This is a genomic window from Pseudomonas sp. AM4(2022), assembly GCF_036346515.1.
GTDB classification, from domain to species: domain Bacteria; phylum Pseudomonadota; class Gammaproteobacteria; order Pseudomonadales; family Pseudomonadaceae; genus Aquipseudomonas; species Aquipseudomonas paracarnis.
Genome location: NZ_JAOTNW010000005.1, coordinates 263786 through 283155, shown reverse-complemented (window position 1 = coordinate 283155; position 19370 = coordinate 263786). Strand labels below are relative to the sequence as shown.

At 61.2% G+C, this 19370-nt stretch carries 14 protein-coding genes; 3 read left to right on the top strand and 11 right to left on the bottom strand.

What is annotated here, in order from left to right; translation table 11 throughout:
* Nucleotides 1-35: 35 nt before the first annotated feature.
* The 6 genes from ODQ19_RS09570 to pbpC all read right to left on the bottom strand — a co-directional run bounded on the left by ODQ19_RS09570 (nt 36) and on the right by pbpC (nt 7024).
* Entirely contained in the window at nt 36-1982 is a 1947-nt protein-coding gene (locus ODQ19_RS09570; RefSeq protein ID WP_330209887.1) for a pilus assembly protein TadG-related protein, read from the bottom strand.
* Between the two features lie 288 nt (nt 1983-2270).
* Nucleotides 2271-2828: a DUF4136 domain-containing protein gene (locus tag ODQ19_RS09565; RefSeq protein WP_014716741.1), complete on the bottom strand. Its 558-nt coding sequence runs from the start codon at nt 2826-2828 to the stop codon at nt 2271-2273.
* A gap of 43 nt (nt 2829-2871) precedes the next feature.
* A complete protein-coding gene (locus ODQ19_RS09560; protein WP_003188213.1) occupies nt 2872-3474 on the bottom strand; it encodes a DUF4136 domain-containing protein in 603 nt (200 codons plus the stop codon).
* Nucleotides 3475-3497: 23 nt separating this feature from the next.
* On the bottom strand, nt 3498-4247 hold the full coding sequence (locus ODQ19_RS09555) for a methyltransferase (RefSeq protein WP_330209886.1): 750 nt from the start codon (nt 4245-4247) through the stop codon (nt 3498-3500).
* Nucleotides 4240-4548 (bottom strand): MazG-like family protein, encoded by a 309-nt coding sequence (locus ODQ19_RS09550; RefSeq protein WP_003188211.1) that lies wholly within the window; start codon nt 4546-4548, stop codon nt 4240-4242. The genes ODQ19_RS09555 and ODQ19_RS09550 overlap by 8 nt, the downstream gene beginning before the upstream one ends.
* A 163-nt stretch (nt 4549-4711) precedes the next feature.
* Nucleotides 4712-7024 (bottom strand): peptidoglycan glycosyltransferase PbpC, encoded by a 2313-nt coding sequence (pbpC, locus tag ODQ19_RS09545; protein ID WP_330209913.1) that lies wholly within the window; start codon nt 7022-7024, stop codon nt 4712-4714.
* A 224-nt stretch (nt 7025-7248) separates the two neighbouring features.
* Between pbpC and ODQ19_RS09540 the strand changes: the two genes are divergently transcribed.
* Complete coding sequence (locus ODQ19_RS09540) at nt 7249-7542, top strand: hypothetical protein (RefSeq protein ID WP_003188208.1); 294 nt, start codon at nt 7249-7251, stop codon at nt 7540-7542.
* Nucleotides 7543-7684: 142 nt separating this feature from the next.
* On the opposite strand, the gene ODQ19_RS09535 is transcribed toward ODQ19_RS09540, so the two are convergent.
* Nucleotides 7685-12583, bottom strand: a complete 4899-nt coding sequence (locus ODQ19_RS09535; RefSeq protein ID WP_330209885.1) for an alpha-2-macroglobulin family protein — start codon at nt 12581-12583, stop codon at nt 7685-7687.
* Nucleotides 12584-12882: 299 nt separating this feature from the next.
* On the opposite strand from ODQ19_RS09535, the gene ODQ19_RS09530 reads away from it, so the two are divergent.
* Entirely contained in the window at nt 12883-14232 is a 1350-nt protein-coding gene (locus tag ODQ19_RS09530) for an MATE family efflux transporter (RefSeq protein ID WP_330209884.1), read from the top strand.
* A gap of 106 nt (nt 14233-14338) precedes the next feature.
* Nucleotides 14339-14716, top strand: a complete 378-nt coding sequence (locus ODQ19_RS09525; RefSeq protein ID WP_330209883.1) for a hypothetical protein — start codon at nt 14339-14341, stop codon at nt 14714-14716.
* Between the two features lie 147 nt (nt 14717-14863).
* Here ODQ19_RS09525 and speA read toward each other — a convergent pair whose 3' ends face one another.
* The 4 genes from speA to ODQ19_RS09505 all read right to left on the bottom strand — a co-directional run bounded on the left by speA (nt 14864) and on the right by ODQ19_RS09505 (nt 19218).
* Nucleotides 14864-16777, bottom strand: coding sequence for an arginine decarboxylase (speA, locus tag ODQ19_RS09520; protein WP_034126423.1), 1914 nt, complete (start codon nt 16775-16777; stop codon nt 14864-14866).
* A gap of 142 nt (nt 16778-16919) precedes the next feature.
* Nucleotides 16920-17291 (bottom strand): translation initiation factor Sui1, encoded by a 372-nt coding sequence (locus tag ODQ19_RS09515; RefSeq protein ID WP_330209882.1) that lies wholly within the window; start codon nt 17289-17291, stop codon nt 16920-16922.
* A 320-nt stretch (nt 17292-17611) separates the two neighbouring features.
* A complete protein-coding gene (locus tag ODQ19_RS09510) occupies nt 17612-18148 on the bottom strand; it encodes an NUDIX hydrolase (protein ID WP_116666836.1) in 537 nt (178 codons plus the stop codon).
* A gap of 2 nt (nt 18149-18150) precedes the next feature.
* A complete protein-coding gene (locus ODQ19_RS09505; protein WP_003188197.1) occupies nt 18151-19218 on the bottom strand; it encodes a DUF2333 family protein in 1068 nt (355 codons plus the stop codon).
* Nucleotides 19219-19370: the final 152 nt, after the last annotated feature.

Here is a 19370-nt window from a genome sequence, read left to right as displayed (position 1 = left end):
GCCCCGTCAAACCACGCTGGCCGGAATTCGACAGGCTAAATCACCAGATAAGCTCGGCCCATATGGCAAGAGAGGTTGGCACCGACTTCGGCGTTGCCCAGGTTGATGCCCAAGGCGCTCAACAGGGTATCCACAATCGGATCGAGTACCGGCGACAATATGTTCTTGATCGCCGCTACCAGCGTGTTGGTAATGGTGGCGAGCAACCCCGACACTACCGGCAGTATTCCGCTCGGGGTACTACCGGGCGGGGGAACGTAACTCACCTGGACCGCACCCAATGTGTTGACTAGGCCTTTGACCACATCTGTAGAAGGGGGGGCGGACATATAGGTAGGTGCCTGATTCATGTCGTTGACAGGAGAAAATACTAAGGTGTGCTCTCCTCCTCCAACCTTCGCATGTTCGACTGATAACAATAAACTCCCACCCACACCTGCCTTACGTGGGCCACAGCCGAATATCCCTTTGCATGTCTGTACGCCGATATCAACAAGCGCTACTGGATTCACTTCAGATTTCGTTGCGGAGGAGAAAGCCTTTATCGGGTCCACTTTGCCTACCGAAACATCTGCGATCGCCGTCTCAACCTGCACAGTTAACGACTTAGTCGCGTTACTCGCACAATTGAAATCCTTGATATAGCTTGTTGCGCTGGCAACCTCGATGTTTATATCCAGACCGCTCAACAACTGAACATCGGTATGATCACAAGGCTTTAAAATCAGGCACAACAGTGGGTCCAATAGGCTCACCAAATTCAAATGCAGCAAGTTGTTTACGACACCTGTCACCGGAGTCGTAATGGCTGAAACCGCAGACGTCAGCCCATTGATGCCATTCAACACAGGCAGTTGAAGAGACACCAACGTACGCACTTGCGCAGTGCGTACAAAAATCTGATCGGTTGGCGGGATATTCTGCAAGCCTTTCTTGGCCAACGCAGGATTGCCAATCGCCGACAGCTGCGGTGGCTCAATCACTTTAGTCTGGATCGAAACGTTGCCTACCAACGGAACGTTCAGTTGGGCCGCCGCACTCACCGCATTCTTGCTGCTGGACAACTGCGCCACCGCTTCCAACAGTTGAAACAACTGCACGTTGCTGTTCAGCGCCGCCGTCGGCGTGCCGGTGGCGATGTCGATCAGGTCGCCCACGGTCAACAGCTTGCTGTTCGGTGCAATGGCTTGAATCGAAATCACGTCGTTGACGACCGCTGTGACCGCCGCACCGTTTTTCTGCAAGACCTTCACGGCAGCGTCGATCAGTTGAGTAGCCGAGACCGCCGTACTGAGCAAGGCATCGTAGTCACCGGCCTTCACGTTCAGGTTGATCGCCAGTTGGTCCAAATAACTGAGCAGGTTGACGTTGGTTTGCAGCAAGCCGTTCCAACCCGCCGCCGTGAGCGACAGGTTGCCGCCGAGCAGGTTGCCGATGACCAGGTTGAGCAGCGGGGATTTGCCTGAATCGACGCTGGCCAGGCTGCTGCGGATCGACAGCTGCGCCACGGGCGGCGGTGTCGCCGCAACGGCGGTGGCGCTCAAGTTGATTTGCGGGGTGATCGGCGCGCCGCTGAACAGGTTCCACAGACCATTGGCGATGCTGGTCAGGACGGTGCGCGAGGCCACCACGCGGATTGCGTCATTCTTGGTGGCATCGGCGCTGAACACACGGGTGTTGAGGGCGTTGGTCGCCAAGGTGCCGCACGTCACCGCCAGGGTGCGACCATTGCCGACCACGAAACCGTTGCGCGCCGCATTTTGTGTGGCATAGGCATTCGCGGTGGTGTTAGTGCCGCATTGGCCACCGAGACCGGCCGCTTCCAGCGCCGAGGTGTCGGCGACGGATTGCAGCTTGCGCTTTTCCAGATACAAGCGCCCGCTGTCGACCGCCAGCAACGTGAACACCAGAGCCAAGGCCAAGGTGCCTGCCGCCATCAAGCCTATTGCACCACGCTGTCTGGAACCGAATCGGGGAGACATCGAAGCACTCCTGCGCTAACTCTCCGTTGCACTGGAGTGTAGACAAGGCTTCGACAGGTTGCTGGCAACTCGCCACATTGGCGACTGGCGGAGATGTACTGAATATCGGATATAACCGTGCGGAGCTAGCCCTAATACAAATCAGTTAAGCGAACGCAATGCTCAAAACACTGAAGATCAAATGTGGGAGCTGGCTTGCTCGCGAAAGCGGTGTGTCAGTCACTGAAGCAGTGACTGACACACCGCTTTCGCGAGCAAGCCCGCTCCCACAGGGGTGAGAGGGGGTGATCAGCGCGGCGGGTAATTGGAAAGGATCTTGGTCACAGTGCTGCGGATGGCCTTGTTGCGATCCTCGGGGTTTGGCGTGCTGGCCATCATTTGTTCGTCGCTGCCGCGCCACACCAGCTTGCCGTCCTTGCCATCAAGCAGGTCGATCTGGATGGTCGCCACTTTGTAGGTGATGTTGCGCGTTTCGTTGTACATCGGCGCGCCCCAATAACCATTCCACGGGCCGCCCCAGGCACCGCCATAGTTGGTGGTGACTTGCTGCTGGCGGTCTTCGACGATCAGGTAGGCCTGCACATTCAGGTCTGCCTTCGTACCCGCCGCCGCAGGACGCAAACCGCGCTGATCCAGCTGTTCGCCCACGGCCTGGCGGATGCGTTGCTCGGTGAGGTCGCTCTTGATTCGCGGGTCATCGGGACGGTACTGCAACGCCGGGTCTTTCCAGGCCCAATTGCGGTAGGCGCCGAAGTCTCGGCTGGCGTCGAAATCGTGGTTGACCTGGTTGCTCTGGCAACCGCCCAGCAACATGACAACAGCAAGTGCAGCGATGCGACGAAGCATGGTGTACTCCAAAAACAACGTGGGCCTGTAATGAGAATAGCTGCTAACTGGGTGGATAGGCAGCCATTGCCTTCTGCATCGCCTTGCGCAAGCTATCGGCGCGTTCGCTCAGGCTGCCCTGGCTGGTGGTTTCGGCGCTGGTGCTCCACACCGGCTGGCGGGTGCGCGCATCGAACAGGCTGATACGCGCCACGGCCACTGTCACTTCATAGGTGCGCACCACCGGCACGCTGTTGTACATGCCATAGCCGTTGCCATAACGGTTATAACCGCCGTAGCCGTAACCATAATCGTCCTGGACCTGGCGCAGGCGTTTTTCCAGGCGTACATCGGCGCTCACCAGCAGGTCGGGCGCACGCTTGTCATGCAAGGGCCGCAAGCCACGCTGGTCAAGGGCGCCGCTGACCGCCTCGGCAATCTGCGCCGAATCGGCCCAGGCCGTGCCCGCCGGCAACTGGCCGTTGAGCCAGCCCCAACTGCGGTAGGCGCCGTAGTCGCGTACCGGCGCAGGGTAGGCGCTGGCATCAAAGGTAGTGGCCGCCTGGGCGGGCGCCGGCGGCATCGGTGCCGAACTGGCGACGTAAGGGTTGGGGCTCGAACAAGCCCCAAGGCCTAGAGACAACAGGATTAAACCGAGACGACGCATGTCGACCTCCCACGCTGGGCCGCTTAAACCGGGCGGCAGATCCAGTGCAAATATCGCCCAAGCCCGGCAAAGCTTGGGTGACGACGGTGAGCGAGTTCCATCTCCAACAAGTCCTGCAGGTTGGCGCGCGCCTGGAATTCCACCGGCATATAGTCGTGAAACACCCGCACGCCACTTTGGCTTTCGACCTGCCACAAACCTTCAAGTTGCGCCGCCAACTCCCGCGGGTCCAGGGGTTGTTGCGGCGTCAGGCTCTGTTTTTCGCCGGCCATGTCGTTCTTGCGCATTTTGCGGAAGTGGCCTTTGAGCAGGTTGCGGTAGATCAACGCATCACGGTTGTAGAAGGCCAGGGACAACCAGCCACCCGGCAGCGTCAGTTGGTGCAACACTGGCAGGATGGCGTGGGGCTCGGCCAACCACTCCAGCACCGCATGACACAGCACCAGATCGTAAGGTTCGGTGAGTTGGCCGAGCAAGTCCTGCCACGGTGCATGAATAAAGGTCGCGGTCTGGTCGGCGTCAGCAAAGCGCTGACGCGCCCCTTCAAGCATCGGCGCAGCGGGTTCGGCCAGGGTTACCTCGTGGCCCTGCTCGGCCAGCCACAGCGACATATGCCCCAGGCCTGCGCCGATATCCAGCACGCGCAACGGGCGTTGCGGCAGGGCTTGCACCAGATCGGCCTGGAGCACCGCCAGGCGAATCGCGCCCTTGGCACCGCCGTAGATCTTTTCGGCAAAGCGCGTGGCCAACTGGTCGAAATGACGATCACTCATGGGCAAACCGCCGTTCGCTATCGGCCAGCTTGGCGCGCACCACTTCGTTCATATCCAGGCCCAGCTCACTGCACAGCAACAGCAGGTACAGAACGATATCACCGACCTCCTGGCCCGCATGGGCGAGTTTATCGGCGGGCAGTTGGCGGGATTGGTCTTCGGTGAGCCATTGGAAGATTTCCACCAGCTCGGCCATTTCCACACTTGCGGCCATGGCCAGGTTTTTCGGGCTGTGGAACTGCTTCCAGTCATTGGTATCGCGGATGCGGTGCAAGCGTTCGGTGAGGTGTTCGAGGTTCATGCGGTGGCTCCTGAATGGGTATAGCTTCAGGGGGATGGGGGATGAACGCAAGCGTCTGTAGGAGCGAGCTTGCTCGCGAAAAGCTCACAGGCGCCGCGTTTATCCAGGACGCTCGCGTTATCGTTGACGTCTTTCGCGAGCAAGCTCGCTCCTACAGTGGGGGCTAGTCGACAACGCTGAATTCGAGCCTGGCAGTTTGACCGGCTTCATCCAATACGCTGAGCTGATAGCGGCCCAGCCGTTCAAAACTGGCATTGACGCTGTCCTGATTGGCGCTGTCGCCCAACGGCGCACCGTTGAGAAACCACCAACGCCGGCCACTGCCGCCCAGGGCGGAGATTTTCAGGCGCAAGGCTTGCTGACTGGCGGCGGGCAGGCGCAGTTGGTCGCCTTCGCGTACGCCCACGATGGACAACGGCGATGACGCGGCCAGCGCCGGTGGCGGGCAATCCGGGTCAGGCGCAGGAATGCGCGCTTCACGGCGTTCAATCCTTGGCAACCAGGGCTCCAGCGGCGCCGGCCAGAGGGCAATGCTTTTGGGGGTTGCGCCAGGGCAATGAGCATCGACCCTCAAGCCCTTTGTGTTAACCCAGATGCTTTCCATCAAGCCCACACTCAAGGGTTGATCCAATGCCTGCAAGGTCGGCGGCGTGGTGTTGTCCAGGGTCCAGGCAAAACGCTGGCGACGACAATTGGGGTCGCTGCGGCTCATGGGCTGGCCCAACGGCCAACAGATCGCCGCTACGCCGATGTTCGCCGGCACTGGTTTGACCGGCGCACTGATGCCGCGCTGGCTGTCGCGGTTGGTCAGCACGTCATGCACCTGCAACATCAACGGCGCTGCCGACGCTAGGCCGAATTGCCCCGGTACCGGCGTGCCATCGGGCCGGCCGATCCATACGCCGATCAGGTAACGCGGGCCCACGCCAATCGCCCAGGCATCGCGAAAGCCATAACTGGTGCCGGTTTTCCACGCCAGCACCGGGCGTTGGACCAGCTCGGCACGCGGGTCGCGATCGGGCCGCGCCTGGCCGCTGAGGATGCGCCGCACAATCCACGCGGCGCCGGGCGACAGTAACGGTCGCTCCCTGAGCGTATCGTCCGGCTGTAACCGCAGGCTGGCGCTCTTGCCATCACGCGCCAGGGCGCTGTAGCCACCCACAAGATCTTCCAGGCGACTGCCCGCACCGCCGAGAATCAACGCCAGGTTCGGCTCGGCCAATGCCGGCAACGCCAACGGCATGCCACCGATGCGCATCTGCGCGGCAAAGCGCTTGGGCCCGTAGGCTTCCAGCAGCTGCACCGCCGGCAGGTTCAACGAGCTGGACAACGCCGTGCTCGCCGGCACCGCCCCGGTAAAGCCCATGGAAAAGTTGCCAGGGCGGTAATCGCCATAGCGTCGAGGCACATCCTGCAACAACGATTCGGAGTGAATCAGGCCGTCGTCCAACGCCATGCCGTAGAGAAAAGGTTTCAAGGTGGAACCGGGCGAACGCAGCGCGCTGATCATGTCCACATGGCCAAAGCGTTTGGTGTCGTTGATATCCACCGACCCTAGGTAGGCGCGCACCGCCATGCTTTCTTCTTCCACCACCAGGATGGCCGCCGACGTGTGTTCCGGCAGGCGTGCGCGCCAGCCCAGCAATAGGTCTTCGAGACGGCGTTGCAAGGTGGCATCCAGGGTGGTGCGGATCAGCGGCGGGCTGTCGGGCCGGTTCAGGCGGCGTGCGAGCAAGGGCGCCAGGCTCGGTTCCAGGCGTGGGGCGAGCAACAGGGGTTCTTCCAGGGCTTCATCGACCGCCGATTGCGGCCATACCTGAAACTCGGCCAGGCGGCGCAGCACTTTGTTGCGGGCCTCCTGGGCGCGCTGCGGATGACGGTCCGGGCGCAAACGGCTCGGCGCCTGGGGCAACACCGCGAGCAACGCGGCTTCGGCGTGGGTCAGCTGTGACGGCGACTTGCCCAGGTAGGCCCAACTCGCCGCCGCCACGCCCTGCAGCGTGCCGCCGAAAGGCGCACGGTTGAGGTACAGGTTGAGGATTTCGTCCTTGGACAGGTGCCACTCCAACTGCGCGGTACGCCACAGCTGGCGTAACTTGCCGTGCAGGGTGCGTGAGTGCGGGTCGAGCAGGCGCGCCACTTGCATCGACAAGGTGCTGCCACCGGAGACAACCCGAGCGCCGCTCAGGTTTTGCCAGGTCGCCCGCACCAGCGCCAACGGGTTTACGCCGGGGTGTTGGTAGAACCAACGGTCTTCATAGGTGAGCAACGCGTCGAGGTAATAAGGCGATACTTCGCTGGTGTGTACCGGGTAGCGCCATACGCCATTGGCATCGGCAAATCGCCACAGTGGTGTGCCATCTTCGGCCAGCACTACCCGGGCCAGGTCGTCCTGGGGCAGGGGCAAGGGCCAAATACGATCGGCCAGCCATAGCAGGGCAACCACCAACACCACACAACCCAAAGCCCAGCGCAATAACCGTGGGAGCTGGCTTGCCTGCGATAGCGCAGGGTCCGTCAACTTATCCACAACTGCCCCACCGCTATCGCAGGCAAGTCAGCTCCCACATTGGGCCGCGTACATCCGGACGTGATTAAACTAAAACTCAAACGGGCAAACCTCTATGCTTGCAGGGAACTCGCCTGCGTTATCGACAACCAAAGGCACAGTTACGCCCACCTTCTCATCAGGACACGCACATGCAGGTAGAAAGCTTTTTCGAATGGTTGGGCCAGGCGCTCGGTTCCGTCATCCGTTTTATCGTCGACGGGCTCAGCGGTTTGTTCGGGGCCTTGACCCACGCCGGCGGCAACTTTATCGACGGCCTGTCACGCACCTTGGGCATGGACACCTCGATCATCAGCATCATCACCCTGATCGTCGGGTTGTTGTTCCTCTACTCTGCGGTACGCGCCTTTATGCGGGCCTCGATTATCGTGGGGATCATCTGGCTGATGCTGGGGCTTTGGCTACTCAGTTGGGTCGTGCACTGACGTTATAACCACTCGACTCCCCCTGTAGGAGCGAGCTTGCTCGCGAAAAACTCACAGACACCGCGTTCTCCCAGGAAACACGCGTTATCGTTGACGTTTTTCGCGAGAAAGCTCGCTCCTACAGGGATCGCACCATTGTCTTTCAGCGGCCCTTGATCACCATATCTACTGGCGTCTCGCCCACCGCCTGCCAGTTCGGCCGATACATCGACTCTACCTGCGGCGGCGGCACGCGGTAGGTTCCCGGTGTCACCGCACGCGCCAGGTACAACAAGTGCGTGGTGCCATAGCCATCCAGATTCATCGCTGCCACATAGCGATCGTCCCTGAACTCTTGGTGTTTGAGCGAGGCATTCTGCATCGACTCACGCCACTCCTTCACCTGGCTGCTTGCGTTCTCCAAGCTCGCCGCGCTTTGGGCCAGGTTCTGGTTTTCCAGTTCCAGGCCGGCAGGCAACAGGTCGACCACCAGGGCATCCGGTACGCGTTGCTTGGCGCTGACCGCCAAGTGCACCAGCACCAGATCACCGCTGTTGAGGTTACGCAGGTTCAACGGCTGGCCGTTCATGCCCAGGTACTCGCGGCGGATACTCAGGTTGTTGCCACCCGCCGCTGGCGGCACTTGTGGATAACCCGAAACCGTCAATTGCTGGTACACCGGCGCTTCACCCTGATTGCTCAAGGCCAGGTCGCTGGACAACAACTTGCCATCCAACTCCAACGTCGATTGCTGGTTGTTCAACTCGCGTACGCCACCACTGCCGGTGAGCGACACTTGCCAGTTCGCTTGCGGCTTGGCGAACCCGAGGCGCCCGGCCAGGAACAGGGAATTACGCTCCTGGGTCGACAGGTACGGGCTGGCCGCCAATTGGTCCGACAAGGTAAACAAACGCTCCTCGCGCTGGCCCTTGGCCAAGTCGTTCTCCTCCAGCAATGCCAGAATCATCGCCTGGTCGCGCAACGGGCTGCCGTAGTCGGCCAGCCACTCATTGGCATTGCGCTGCGCCGCCAAGCCGGCCAACAACGCCTGATCCGCGCGTGGCTGGTCACCCATTTTCTGCAGGGCAATGGCCAACTGCACCAGCGGCAAGCCGGAGCGTGCATCGCTGCGCCGTTCGAACAGGCTGCGCAACGCACCCAACGGCGCCTGCTGACTGCGCGCCAACACCATGCCGGCATACGCCTGCACGGCAAACCGGGTGTGTTCAGCGTTGTCGCTGTAATCCACCTCGATCAGGTTACGTTCCTGCACATACCGCAACAGGCGCTCGCTGGCCTTCTTCAAGGCTTCAGGCGGTACGGCAAAACCCTGGTCGCGGGCGCGCAGCAGGAAGTCAGTGACATAGGCAGTCAGCCAATATTCTTCCTCGCCATCGGCGCCCCACAAGCCGAAGCTGCCGTTGTAGCGCTGCATGCCCAACAGGCGCTCGATGCCCAACTCGATCTTGCGCTTGCGCTCGGCATCCGGCTCGCCCTTGATGCTCAGGCGCTTGAGCAGCGCGTCGTCGGCGTACAGCGACGGGTACAAGCCACTGGCGGTTTGCTCCAGGCAACCATAGGGGTACGCCTTGAGCGCACTGATCTGCGCCCCCAGGTTTAACGGCGGCCGGCTCGACAGGCTCAACAACGCCTCACGTCCCGATGCATCGAATTGATCCAGTGCACCCGACGGCAAGCTCCACGGCTGATCCTTGAGTACGGCACGGTAATGCTTGAGCAAGGCCGGGTACGCCGGGCGTACGCCCAAAGTCCATTCGCGGCTGAACGGCGGCAGGTTTTCACCCGGCAAGTCCAGGCCGTTGACGGTGACCGTGACCTTGCCCTGGCCAAGACCGCCCCAGGCTTGTACCGGAATACGCAGGGTGGTGCGCTGGCCTTGCTTGAGCTCAACCGATTGCACGCCGCTGTTGACCAACTGCAACTGACCTTGCGCGGTCAATTGCACATCGAGTTTCTGGGCCTTGCCCGACAGGTTGGAGAGGTCCAGGGCCAAGGTGGTCTGGTCGCCTCCCGCCAGGAAGCGCGGTGCTGACAACTCGGCGATCAACGGGGCGGCGATCACCGTCTTGCCTTCGGCCATGCCGTAGCGATCATCGCTCCAGGCTTGGGCCATCAGGCGCAGTTCGCCGTTGAAGTCGGGGATATTGACGCTGACTTCGCCCTCGCCTTTCTCGTTCAAGGTCACCGGCGCGCTTTGCAGGGCGACGATGGTCACGCTGGTATCCGGGCGCTTGCCACCCTTGGCCAACGCCGCGTCGCCACCAAATGCCAGGCTGGCCAGGCGCCCTTGGCCAGCTTCGATCAGTTGCCCATAGATGTCGAACTGGTCGACCCCATAGGCTTTGCGGCCGAACAGACTCGCGTACGGATCGGGCGTTGGGTATTCGGTAATATTCAGGATGCCCACGTCCACCGCCGCCAGCAGTACGTGCACCTGTTGGGGCACGCTGCCATCGGCGTTCTTGGCGGCGATCTTCACCGTCAGCGGTTGTTTGGGGCGCATTTTTTCTGGCGCGGTGAGGGTCAGGCCGAGTTTGCGCTGGGTGCGATCCAGCGGCAGGTGCAGCAAGCCCACGGCGCGTTTAGGCGTGATGTTGGCTTTGCGCTCGCCGGGACGAATCACCAGGGCGCTCACATACAGATCGTGGCGCGACCATTTCGGGTCGAGCTTCACCGCAAAGCTTTTGCCTTCGGCCGGCACGTCGATTTCCTGCCACCACAGCGGCCCTTCGGCGGACTCCACCAACAGGTAGCCTTTACCGGCAGCCGGTGGCGTGACGGTGACGTTGGCGGTGTCGCCATCGCCATAGGCGGGTTTGTCCAATGCCAGCTTGACCTGGTCTGGGCGCACGGCGCCGCCTTCGGTGTTGTCCTGGGCCTGGTAGCCGGCCCAGAAACGCAGGCTGCTGACCAGCCCGGTGTGCGGGTCTTCGACCTCCACGCGGTAAGGGCCCCACTCCACCTGGAAGCTGACCTTGGCGGTGTCGCCAGCCTTGATGTTCAGGCTCTGCTCATCGAGGTTGAGGAATTTCTCGTTGAAGTGGTAGCTCCAGCCGTCATTCTCCGAGTAGTTCCAGTAGTAGTCGCGGCGCTCACGCACCAGGCGCACCTTGAGGTCTTGCGCGGCCAGTTTCTGACCGTCCTGGTTGGCCACCAGCACTTCGAATTCCACCGGGCCATCGCCGTTGGTTTCCTTGCCGTCAAACAGCCCGCGCAGGCCCGGCAATTGCTCGGCCGGCCAGATCGGCTGCACCAGGCGCCGGGTGATCGGCCGCCCGCCGGACTCTTGCAGGCTGGCTTGCACGATCAGCTGCAACGGCGATTTGGCCTCGGCCCACTTGCTTTCCAGGGTCAGCGCTTGCTCACCATTGGCATCGAGTACGCTTTCGTCCAGTTCGAAATCCTGGCTCAGCTCTTCTTCAGTGACGGAACCGAACTGGTAGCCCGGCAGGGATTTGACCGCCTCACGCAGTGGGCGCACGTACACTTGGCCACTGACGCGGTTACCGGAGGCGGGCGCGCCGTAGAGGTAACGACCGTTGACCTGGATGACCGGGTTATCTGCTGGGCTCAACGCCGTGTCACTGCCCTTGAGTTCCAGCGCCAGGCGTTCGGGCAGGAAGTCTTCGACGAGAAATTCATAGAGTTGCGGTTTGCCGTCACCGAGGTCGAACACCAACTGCCAACGCCCGGTCGGCGCTTCGCCAGCCAGTTGCAACGGGTATTGATACAGGCCAGACGCGTCGGCCTCCCACACGAACTTGCGGCTCACCTGCTCATCCGGGCGCCGCACTTCGACGCTCACTGGCTGAGGCTTCACCGCCTTGCCATCCTTGTCACGCAACAGCGCGTTGAGCAGCACGGTTTCGCCGGGGCGATACAGGTCACGCGGGCCGAACACGAAGAACTGCAACGGGTGAGAGGGCTGCCCGCCGATATCGAACTCGGCCAGGTCCAGCGCGGCGCTGTCCAGGCGCAGCAGGCTGGTCTGCTCGCCCTGCTTTGCCAGCAACACCTGGGCTTTTTTCGGCAGTGGCAACTCGGCGTGGCCACCGTCTTCGGTCCTGCCCTGGCCGAGCACGCGGCCTTCGGCATCGAGGATTTCCAGATCGACGCCGTTGAGCGCCTTGCCGCCTTCCAACGCCTGGGTAAACACATCCAGGCGATTGGCATAGCGGTGCACCGACAGGCCGATATCACTCAAGGTGAACAGGGTGGCAGGTTGCGAATAGTTGTAGGTGCCTGAAGCGCGCATCACCGCCAGGTACACGCCCGGCTGCTGCAACTGCTTGAGGCCGGCAATGGGCAGCAGCAGGGTTTCGCGGGTATTGCGCGCCGGGTTCAGGTCAAAACGCCCGCCGTACACCAGCTCGGCCATCGGCAGCAGTTCCCGGGACTCATAGCTTTGCAGGCTGGTATTGCGCCCCCACTGTGCCAGGAATGACGGCAGGGATTCGGGTTTGATCCGGAAGAATTCCACGTCGATCTTGTCGACATTCAACGCGATCACCGGCAGGCCCTCGGCCAGGCGCGTCGGCAACAGGGTGCCACGGCTGGCGAAGCCGACGGTGGCTTGCAGGTCGCGGGTTTCCAGGCGGGCGCTGTATTCGGCGGCGAGGGTGTTGCCGTTGACCGCCTTCACCCCGGCGTCGACGGTCAACACCAGCTTGCGCTGCGGCTCAAGGTGGCGCAGGCGCAGTTCCATCAGGTTATCGGACAGTTCCCAGGCGCCATCGACCTTGCCGGACTTGCTGTCTACCAGGTGCAGCTTGTCGGCGAATTTCTGATCAGGGTCCAGGGGAATGGAAAAACTCACCGACAGCGTGCTGGCGCCATCCAACTGCACCTCGGACACGTCCACCACGCTCAGCTCACGCCCGGCATAGCGTTGCTTCAACGCTGCCACGTCCACCGCCGCCTTGGCAGGTTTGGGTGCCACGCTTGGCGCTGCAGGGGCCGCGGGTGCGGCCGGTTTATCGGAAGAATCACAGGCGCTCAGCAGGGCCAGCGCGCAAGCGAGGAACAGTCCTTTGTTAAACATGGGGCACTCGTCGTCAGAGGGAACCTGGGGGTGAACTATATATCAGCGTCGGCCTGGCTGCTGCGGCGCCGGTCACATTGACCGACGGAGGGGCGGTTGGTTCTAGGTTGGCATGAAGCCAAGCCAAATCCCACAGCCACTGGAGATCAAATTGTGGGAGCTGGCTTGCCTGCGATAGCGGTCTTTCAGCCAATATCTTCACTGGCTGACCCACTACTATCGCAGGCAAGCCAGCTCCCACATTGGTTCTGCTGTGTGGCGGGTTGACGGTTACAATGCCGCTCCACCAAGGAGCCTTCATGACCGCCCTGCTTACCGACTGGCGCCACCGCCCTACCCACCGCCGCGTCTGGGCCCTGGCCGCGCCGATGATCCTGTCGAATATCTCCGTGCCCTTGGTCGCCCTGGTAGACAGCATGGTTATCGGCCACCTGCCCCACGCCCACCAACTGGGCGCCGTGGCTGTCGGCGCCAGCCTGTATACCTTCCTCGCCTGGGCCATGGGTTTCCTGCGCATGGGCTCCACCGGCTTCGCCGCCCAAGCCGCCGGGCGCAATGATGGCGCAGCGTTGCGGCAGATCCTGTTGCAAGGCTTGTTGCTGGCGCTGGGCCTGGCGATGCTGCTGGGCACCGTGGGCATTCCCTTGAGCCATCTGGCCCTGGAATGGATGCAGCCTTCGCCAGAACTGAACCAACTGACCCGCGAGTTTTTCCACACCCGCCTGTTCGGCCTGCCCGCCGCCCTCGCCAGCTATGCGCTGGTCGGCTGGTTCCTCGGCACCCAGAATGCGCGAGCGCCGTTGGCGATTTTGCTGACCACCAACCTGGTGAACATCGCGCTCAACCTGTGGTTTGTACTCGGCCTGGACTGGGGCGTGGTCGGCTCCGCACGCGCCTCGGTGATTGCGGAATGGACCGGCGCCCTGCTCGGCCTGGCACTCACGCAAAAAGCCCTGCGTGCCTATCCCGGGCATATCGCCTGGGCCGCGCTGACACTGTGGCAAAGCTGGCGCCCGCTGCTGGCAGTGAACCGCGATATCTTTATTCGCAGCCTCGCCTTGCAGTCAGTGTTTTTCATGATCACGGTGCAAGGTGCACGGTTGGGGGACGCCACCGTTGCAGCCAATGCGCTGCTGCTCAATGGCCTGTTGCTGACGGCACATGCCCTGGATGGCCTGGCCCACGCTGTCGAAGCCTTGTGCGGTCACGCCATCGGTGCGCGTGACCGCCAGGCGTTAAGGCGATCATTGGTGGTTGCCTGTGGCTGGTCGCTGATCGCCAGCATCGGCTTTGCCCTGCTGTTCACCTTCGGCGGCCATCTGTTTATCGCCATGCAAACCGATATTCCCAGTGTGCGCGAAACCGCCGATATCTACCTGCCCTACCTTGCGGTATTGCCATTGATAGCGGTGTGGAGTTATTTGCTCGACGGCCTGTTTATCGGCGCAACGCGGGCGCGGGAGATGCGCAATGGGATGTTGCTGACGGTGATAGCGGTGCTACCGGTTGCCTGGGCGCTGCAGGGCTTGGGTAACCACGGGTTGTGGATCACCTTCCTGCTGTTCATGGCGGTGCGCAGCCTGACGCTGTGGGCGATCGCCTGGCACTTGAATAGAAAAAATCAATGGATCAGTGAGCCGACCTGTTAGATTTCACAGGTTACAAGTCCCTTGTATTACCGTTGAATAAAGGTCGGTGCTGAAGAGGGTTGAGGCTCAGTACCGTAACCTTCTTTTAACTCAGGGACGACCAAACATGAACATTCAAAATCATCTCTTCGTCACTTTCTTGATGGTCAACGCCGTCACCTCACCGGCCATTGCCGACGCAACCACCCAGCCGGATGGCCATGTCGTCGCCCCTCCCGTCCAAGCGCCGTCCGTTACTCCAAACCGAGCGTTGACCGAGATGATAGAGGTCTGGAATAACAGCGACTTCAAGGTGTACGCGATACAACAAGGCAAGAAAACCATCGTCGAGCCCAAGGGCCGCATGCGCCTGGACAATCGCTACCCCGTAACAATCTCCCCTGTATCTCCCACTGGCGCGTTTAAGTTCGCCTCGCTGCTAGGCACCAATACCAAATGCGAAACCCAGTATTGCTTAATTGTCCAAGGTACCGAGAACCCCTAAAAAACGTGAATATTCGGGGACTCCGCGCGGGCACTGCATCTTCAAGCTTGCTCACGAAAAACCTTAAAGCGACGCGTGTATTCAGGAGGACCGCATCATCGTTAATGCTCTTCGCAAGCAATCTCGCGCCTACAAGAGGTGACAGGTTTACGAGGACAGGTACGAAGAGCGGGTCAAGCCCAGGCGCAACGCATCCAGGAACTGCGTACGTTCACTGGCGCTGATCTTCGCGCTCGCACACTTGTCGCGGTAGTGCGTCATCAACTCCTCCGGCGACAAGTGCACATAGCGCAGCATGTCTTCGATGGTGTCGTGGGTCTCGATCCCGGCGCTGTACACCGAACCGTCTTCACGCTGGTAGATGTTCACCGAGTCGGTGTCACCAAACAGGTTGTGCATGTCGCCCAGGATTTCCTGATAGGCGCCGACCAGGAAGATCCCCAGCAGGTAGTCCTCGCCTTCGTTCAAGCCGTGAACCGGCAGGCTGGTTTCGATGCTCTGCTCGTCGACGTATTGCTTGATCTTGCCGTCGGAGTCGCAGGTCAGGTCTTGCAGCACAGCGCGGCGCAGCGGCTCTTCGTCGAGGCGGTGCAGCGGGAGGATCGGCAGCACTTGGCCGATGGCCCAGGTGTCCGGCAGGCTCTGGAACACCGAGAAGTTGCAGATGTATTTGTCGGCCAGCTTGTCGTTGAGTTCGTCCAGCACTTGGCGGTGCGAGCGCTGGCGGGCTTTCAACGAGTTGTGCAGGCGACGGCACACCGCGAAGTAGCACTGCTCAGCCAGGGCTTTTTCCGCCAGGGTCAGCTTGCCGTCGGCGTACTGGGTGGCCACGTCGCTCATGTAGTGGGTGGCGCGCCAGTAGGTTTCGGTGACCATCTCGATGTCGGTCGGGCCCAGCAGGTCCACCAGCCATTGCACGGTTTCCGGCAGGCTTTCCTTGTTTTCGATGGTCGGGATTTCGTCGTTGTGCTTCTCGACGTCCGTCACCTGCACCACCAGCATGGCGTGGTGAGCGGTCAGGGAGCGGCCGCTTTCGGAGAAGATGTTCGGGTGCGGCAGGCTCTGCGCGTCGCAGAATTCCTTGAGCATGCCCACCACCACGCCAGCGTAGTCGTCCATGTCGTAGTTGATCGAGCTGGCGTTGCGCGAGTGGGTGCCGTCGTAGTCCACGCCCAGGCCACCGCCGACGTCGATATGGTCCACCGGCAGGCCGAGGTTGCGCAGTTCGCCGTAGTAACGAATGGCTTCCTTGAACCCGTGCTGGTAGTCGGCCAGGTTGGCGATCTGCGAGCCCATGTGGAAGTGCAGCAGGCGGATGCCCTGGTCCAGGCCGGCTGCGCGAAAGCGCTCGACCACTGACAGCAGCTGCGCTGCCGACAGACCGAATTTGGATTTCTCGCCACCGGTGTCCGCCCACTTGCTCGATGCCAGGGAAGAAAGGCGCACACGCAGGCCCACCTGTGGCTTGACCTTGAGGCTCGCCGCCTCTTCGATCACCAGCCCCACCTCGGACTCTTTCTCGATCACGATGAACACGTTGTGGCCGAGCTTCTGGCCCATCAGCGCCAGGCGGATGAACTCACGGTCTTTATAACCGTTGCAGACGATGGTGCCGCCCTTCGGCGCCAGGGCCAGCACGGCCAGCAGCTCAGGCTTGGAGCCGGCTTCCAGGCCGATGGAGACGTTCTGGGTGGCAATGATGTTCTCGATCACCGCTTCTTGCTGGTTCACCTTGATCGGGTACAGCGCGGTGTACTTGCTCTGGTATTCCAGGCGTTCGATGTTGGCATCGAAGGCACCGGTCAATTGGCGCACGCGGTCTTGCAGGATATCGGGGAAGCGTACCAACAGCGGCAACGACAGGCCGCTTTTGCGCAGCTCATCGACTTGCTCGTACAGGTCGACGGGCGTGCTGTTCGGGCCGTTCGGACGGACTTCTACGCGACCGGCTTCATTGATCGCGAAATACCCGGCCCCCCAATGGCGAATCCCGTAAACACTGCGGCTGTCCGCAACTGTCCATTGGCTGCCATCGTCTTTGCGTGTGCGTCGTACGGACATCGAAGTCCCCTATAAATGAAGGCGAAGGCGCCACCTCTCGCGGAGGCTGGCGCAGTCTAAAGAATGAAAATGACGATTTGCCTGCAAGGGAAGTAGACCCCACTGGCAGGACAGAGTTTAGCCACAGGTTGGGAAGAGGCTTTCAGCCGCCGGACTTCTTGGCCTTGTACCCGAGCTTGATCAGCTCGGCCAACAGCAACTCGACGTGATCGCCCTGGATCTCGATAACCCCGTCTTTCAACGCGCCACCGGTGCCACAGCGCTTTTTCAGCGAGGTGGCCAATTCCCTCAGGGCCTCTTCAGCCAGGGGCACGCCGGTGATGGTGGTCACCGTCTTGCCGCCACGGCCTTTGCTCTCGCGACGCACGCGGGCAATACCGTCGCCTTCGGGGATCAGGGTCTGTTTGCAGGTGCACGAATCCACGGGCTGACGACAGTCCGGGCAGTGTCGACCTGCGTCGGTGGAAAATACCAGGCCACCAAGGGCGGCGAAGGATGCGGCTTTTTTGGCCACCGGCAATCCTCTTGGGAGGATGAAGACTGATCGGCGCCGCACAAGGCGGTGACCGACCGCGAAGCCCCACTCAGGCAGGGGCAGCGCTACCGAACCGTCAAGGCCACCACCATTGTAGGAGCGAGGGGGACGCCTAGTTCTTGCTCGCGAAGGTCGTCAACGATAACGCGGGCATTCAGGCAGCACGCGGCGTCTTGGCGTTTTTCGCGAGCAAGCTCGCTCCTACAGGGTGAAACAATAGCGGTTCGGGTGAAAAGGCGCGCAGTGTAACGGCAAAAAGCGAAGTTGCTAAGAGCCAAATGGCGCCAATTTATGCAACTTTAGCGACGTGAGGCGAGATAGCGCCGCAGACCTTCTTGAGCATCCGGGCAATAGGGCTTTTGCCCGGCCTCGGCAAGCACCGTTTTGATGGGCAGAAAGCGTGCCTCCATGACCTCTTCAGGCTGCAAGCACAGCGGACCGTCCCATACGGCAGAGTAGGAAGTACACCACAGGCGGCTGTCACCATCCTCGAAATAAAAGTGGTCATGCTCAATCAATGGCACACCGCTGACACCCAGCTCTTCTTCCAGCTCACGGGCTGCCGACAACGCATAGGACTCACCCGCCGCCACCATACCGCCAGCCGCCGTATCCCAAAACCCCGGATACAGGGCCTTGCTCAAGGTGCGCCGATGCACGCACAGCTCGCCCTTGGAATTGAACAAAAAGATAAAGGTGCAACGGCCGATCAAGCCGCGCTGGCGCAGGTCAGACCTGACCAGATGGCCGAGCAGGTGGTCCTGCTCGTCGACCCAGCAGATCAGTTCAGCGTCGGAGGCCGCTCGGTGTGCGGCCTCCTTTTGGGTAGCGTCCATCATCAACCCTGGTTGAGGAGCTGACGCAAGTCGATCACTGCAGCGTTTGCCCGGGAAATGTAGTTGGCCATCACCAGCGAATGGTTCGCCAGTACGCCGAAGCCACTGCCGTTAAGAATCATAGGACTCCATACCGGCTCCTGCGAGGCCTCTAGCTCACGAATGATCTGGCGCACGCTGACGGTGGCGTTTTTCTTGGCCAGTACGTCGGCAAAGTCGACTTCGATGGCACGCAGCAGATGGGACAGCGCCCAGGCCTGGCCGCGCGCTTCGTAGAACACGTTGTCGATCTGCATCCATGGGGTTTCCACCACTTCTTCATCGACTTGAGGCACTTCACCCGGCGCCAGCGCCTCGGTTTTCAGCGCCGTGTTCAGCTTGACCCGGCCCACGCTAGCGGACAGACGCTGGGACAGCGAGCCCAAACGTGTGGCCACATCGCCCAGCCAGTTGTTGAGGTTGTCGGCACGTGCATAAAACAGCGCGCCGCGCTGGTTCGGGTCAGACAGGCGCGCTTCGTAGCGGCTCAGAGAATTGATGCCTTCCTGGTATTCCGACTCACTGGAAGGCAGCACCCAGCTCTTGTTATCGAAGTTGAAGCGCGGCTCGGCCTTGGCCAAGTCAGCGTCTTCAGCCGACTGCGACTGGGAGCGGGCGAAGTCTTTACGCAGGGCACGGGTGAGGTCACGCACCTGCACCAGCACGCCGTATTCCCAGCTCGGCATGTTGTCCATCCACAAGCCCGGTGGGAAACGGTCGTTGGAGATGTAGCCGCCCGGCTTGTTCAGCAAGGTGCCAACCACGGTCTTGAGGGTTTCGACGGTGGTGTAACCCACTACCATCTGCTTGCCTTCCTTCTCGGCGGCCAGCTGGGCGTTCTGCTGGACCGGAAACAGCGCCGGCTCCTGGCTCCAGTACCAACCCAGGCCACCGGTGACCAGCAAGTACAGGCCGATAATGCTGAGCAAAGCCCGGCTCATCAGCAAGTTGCGAAAATAGCTGCGGTTGGCCGACTTGGGCTCAGGGGCGGGGCCTTTGGCACTGCCTTCGCGGTTTTTCCAGTCCAGCATGGCGATATCCTTTCAATCACTTGAGTTCATGCACGTCAATTGTCAGGGTGCGTTCAGACATTCCGACCACAACCCTACCCCATCGTGCCCATCGGTGCGGGGCTTTTACACGAAAGTGGCGCACCGGGGCGCTTGGACTATAAAGGATGCAC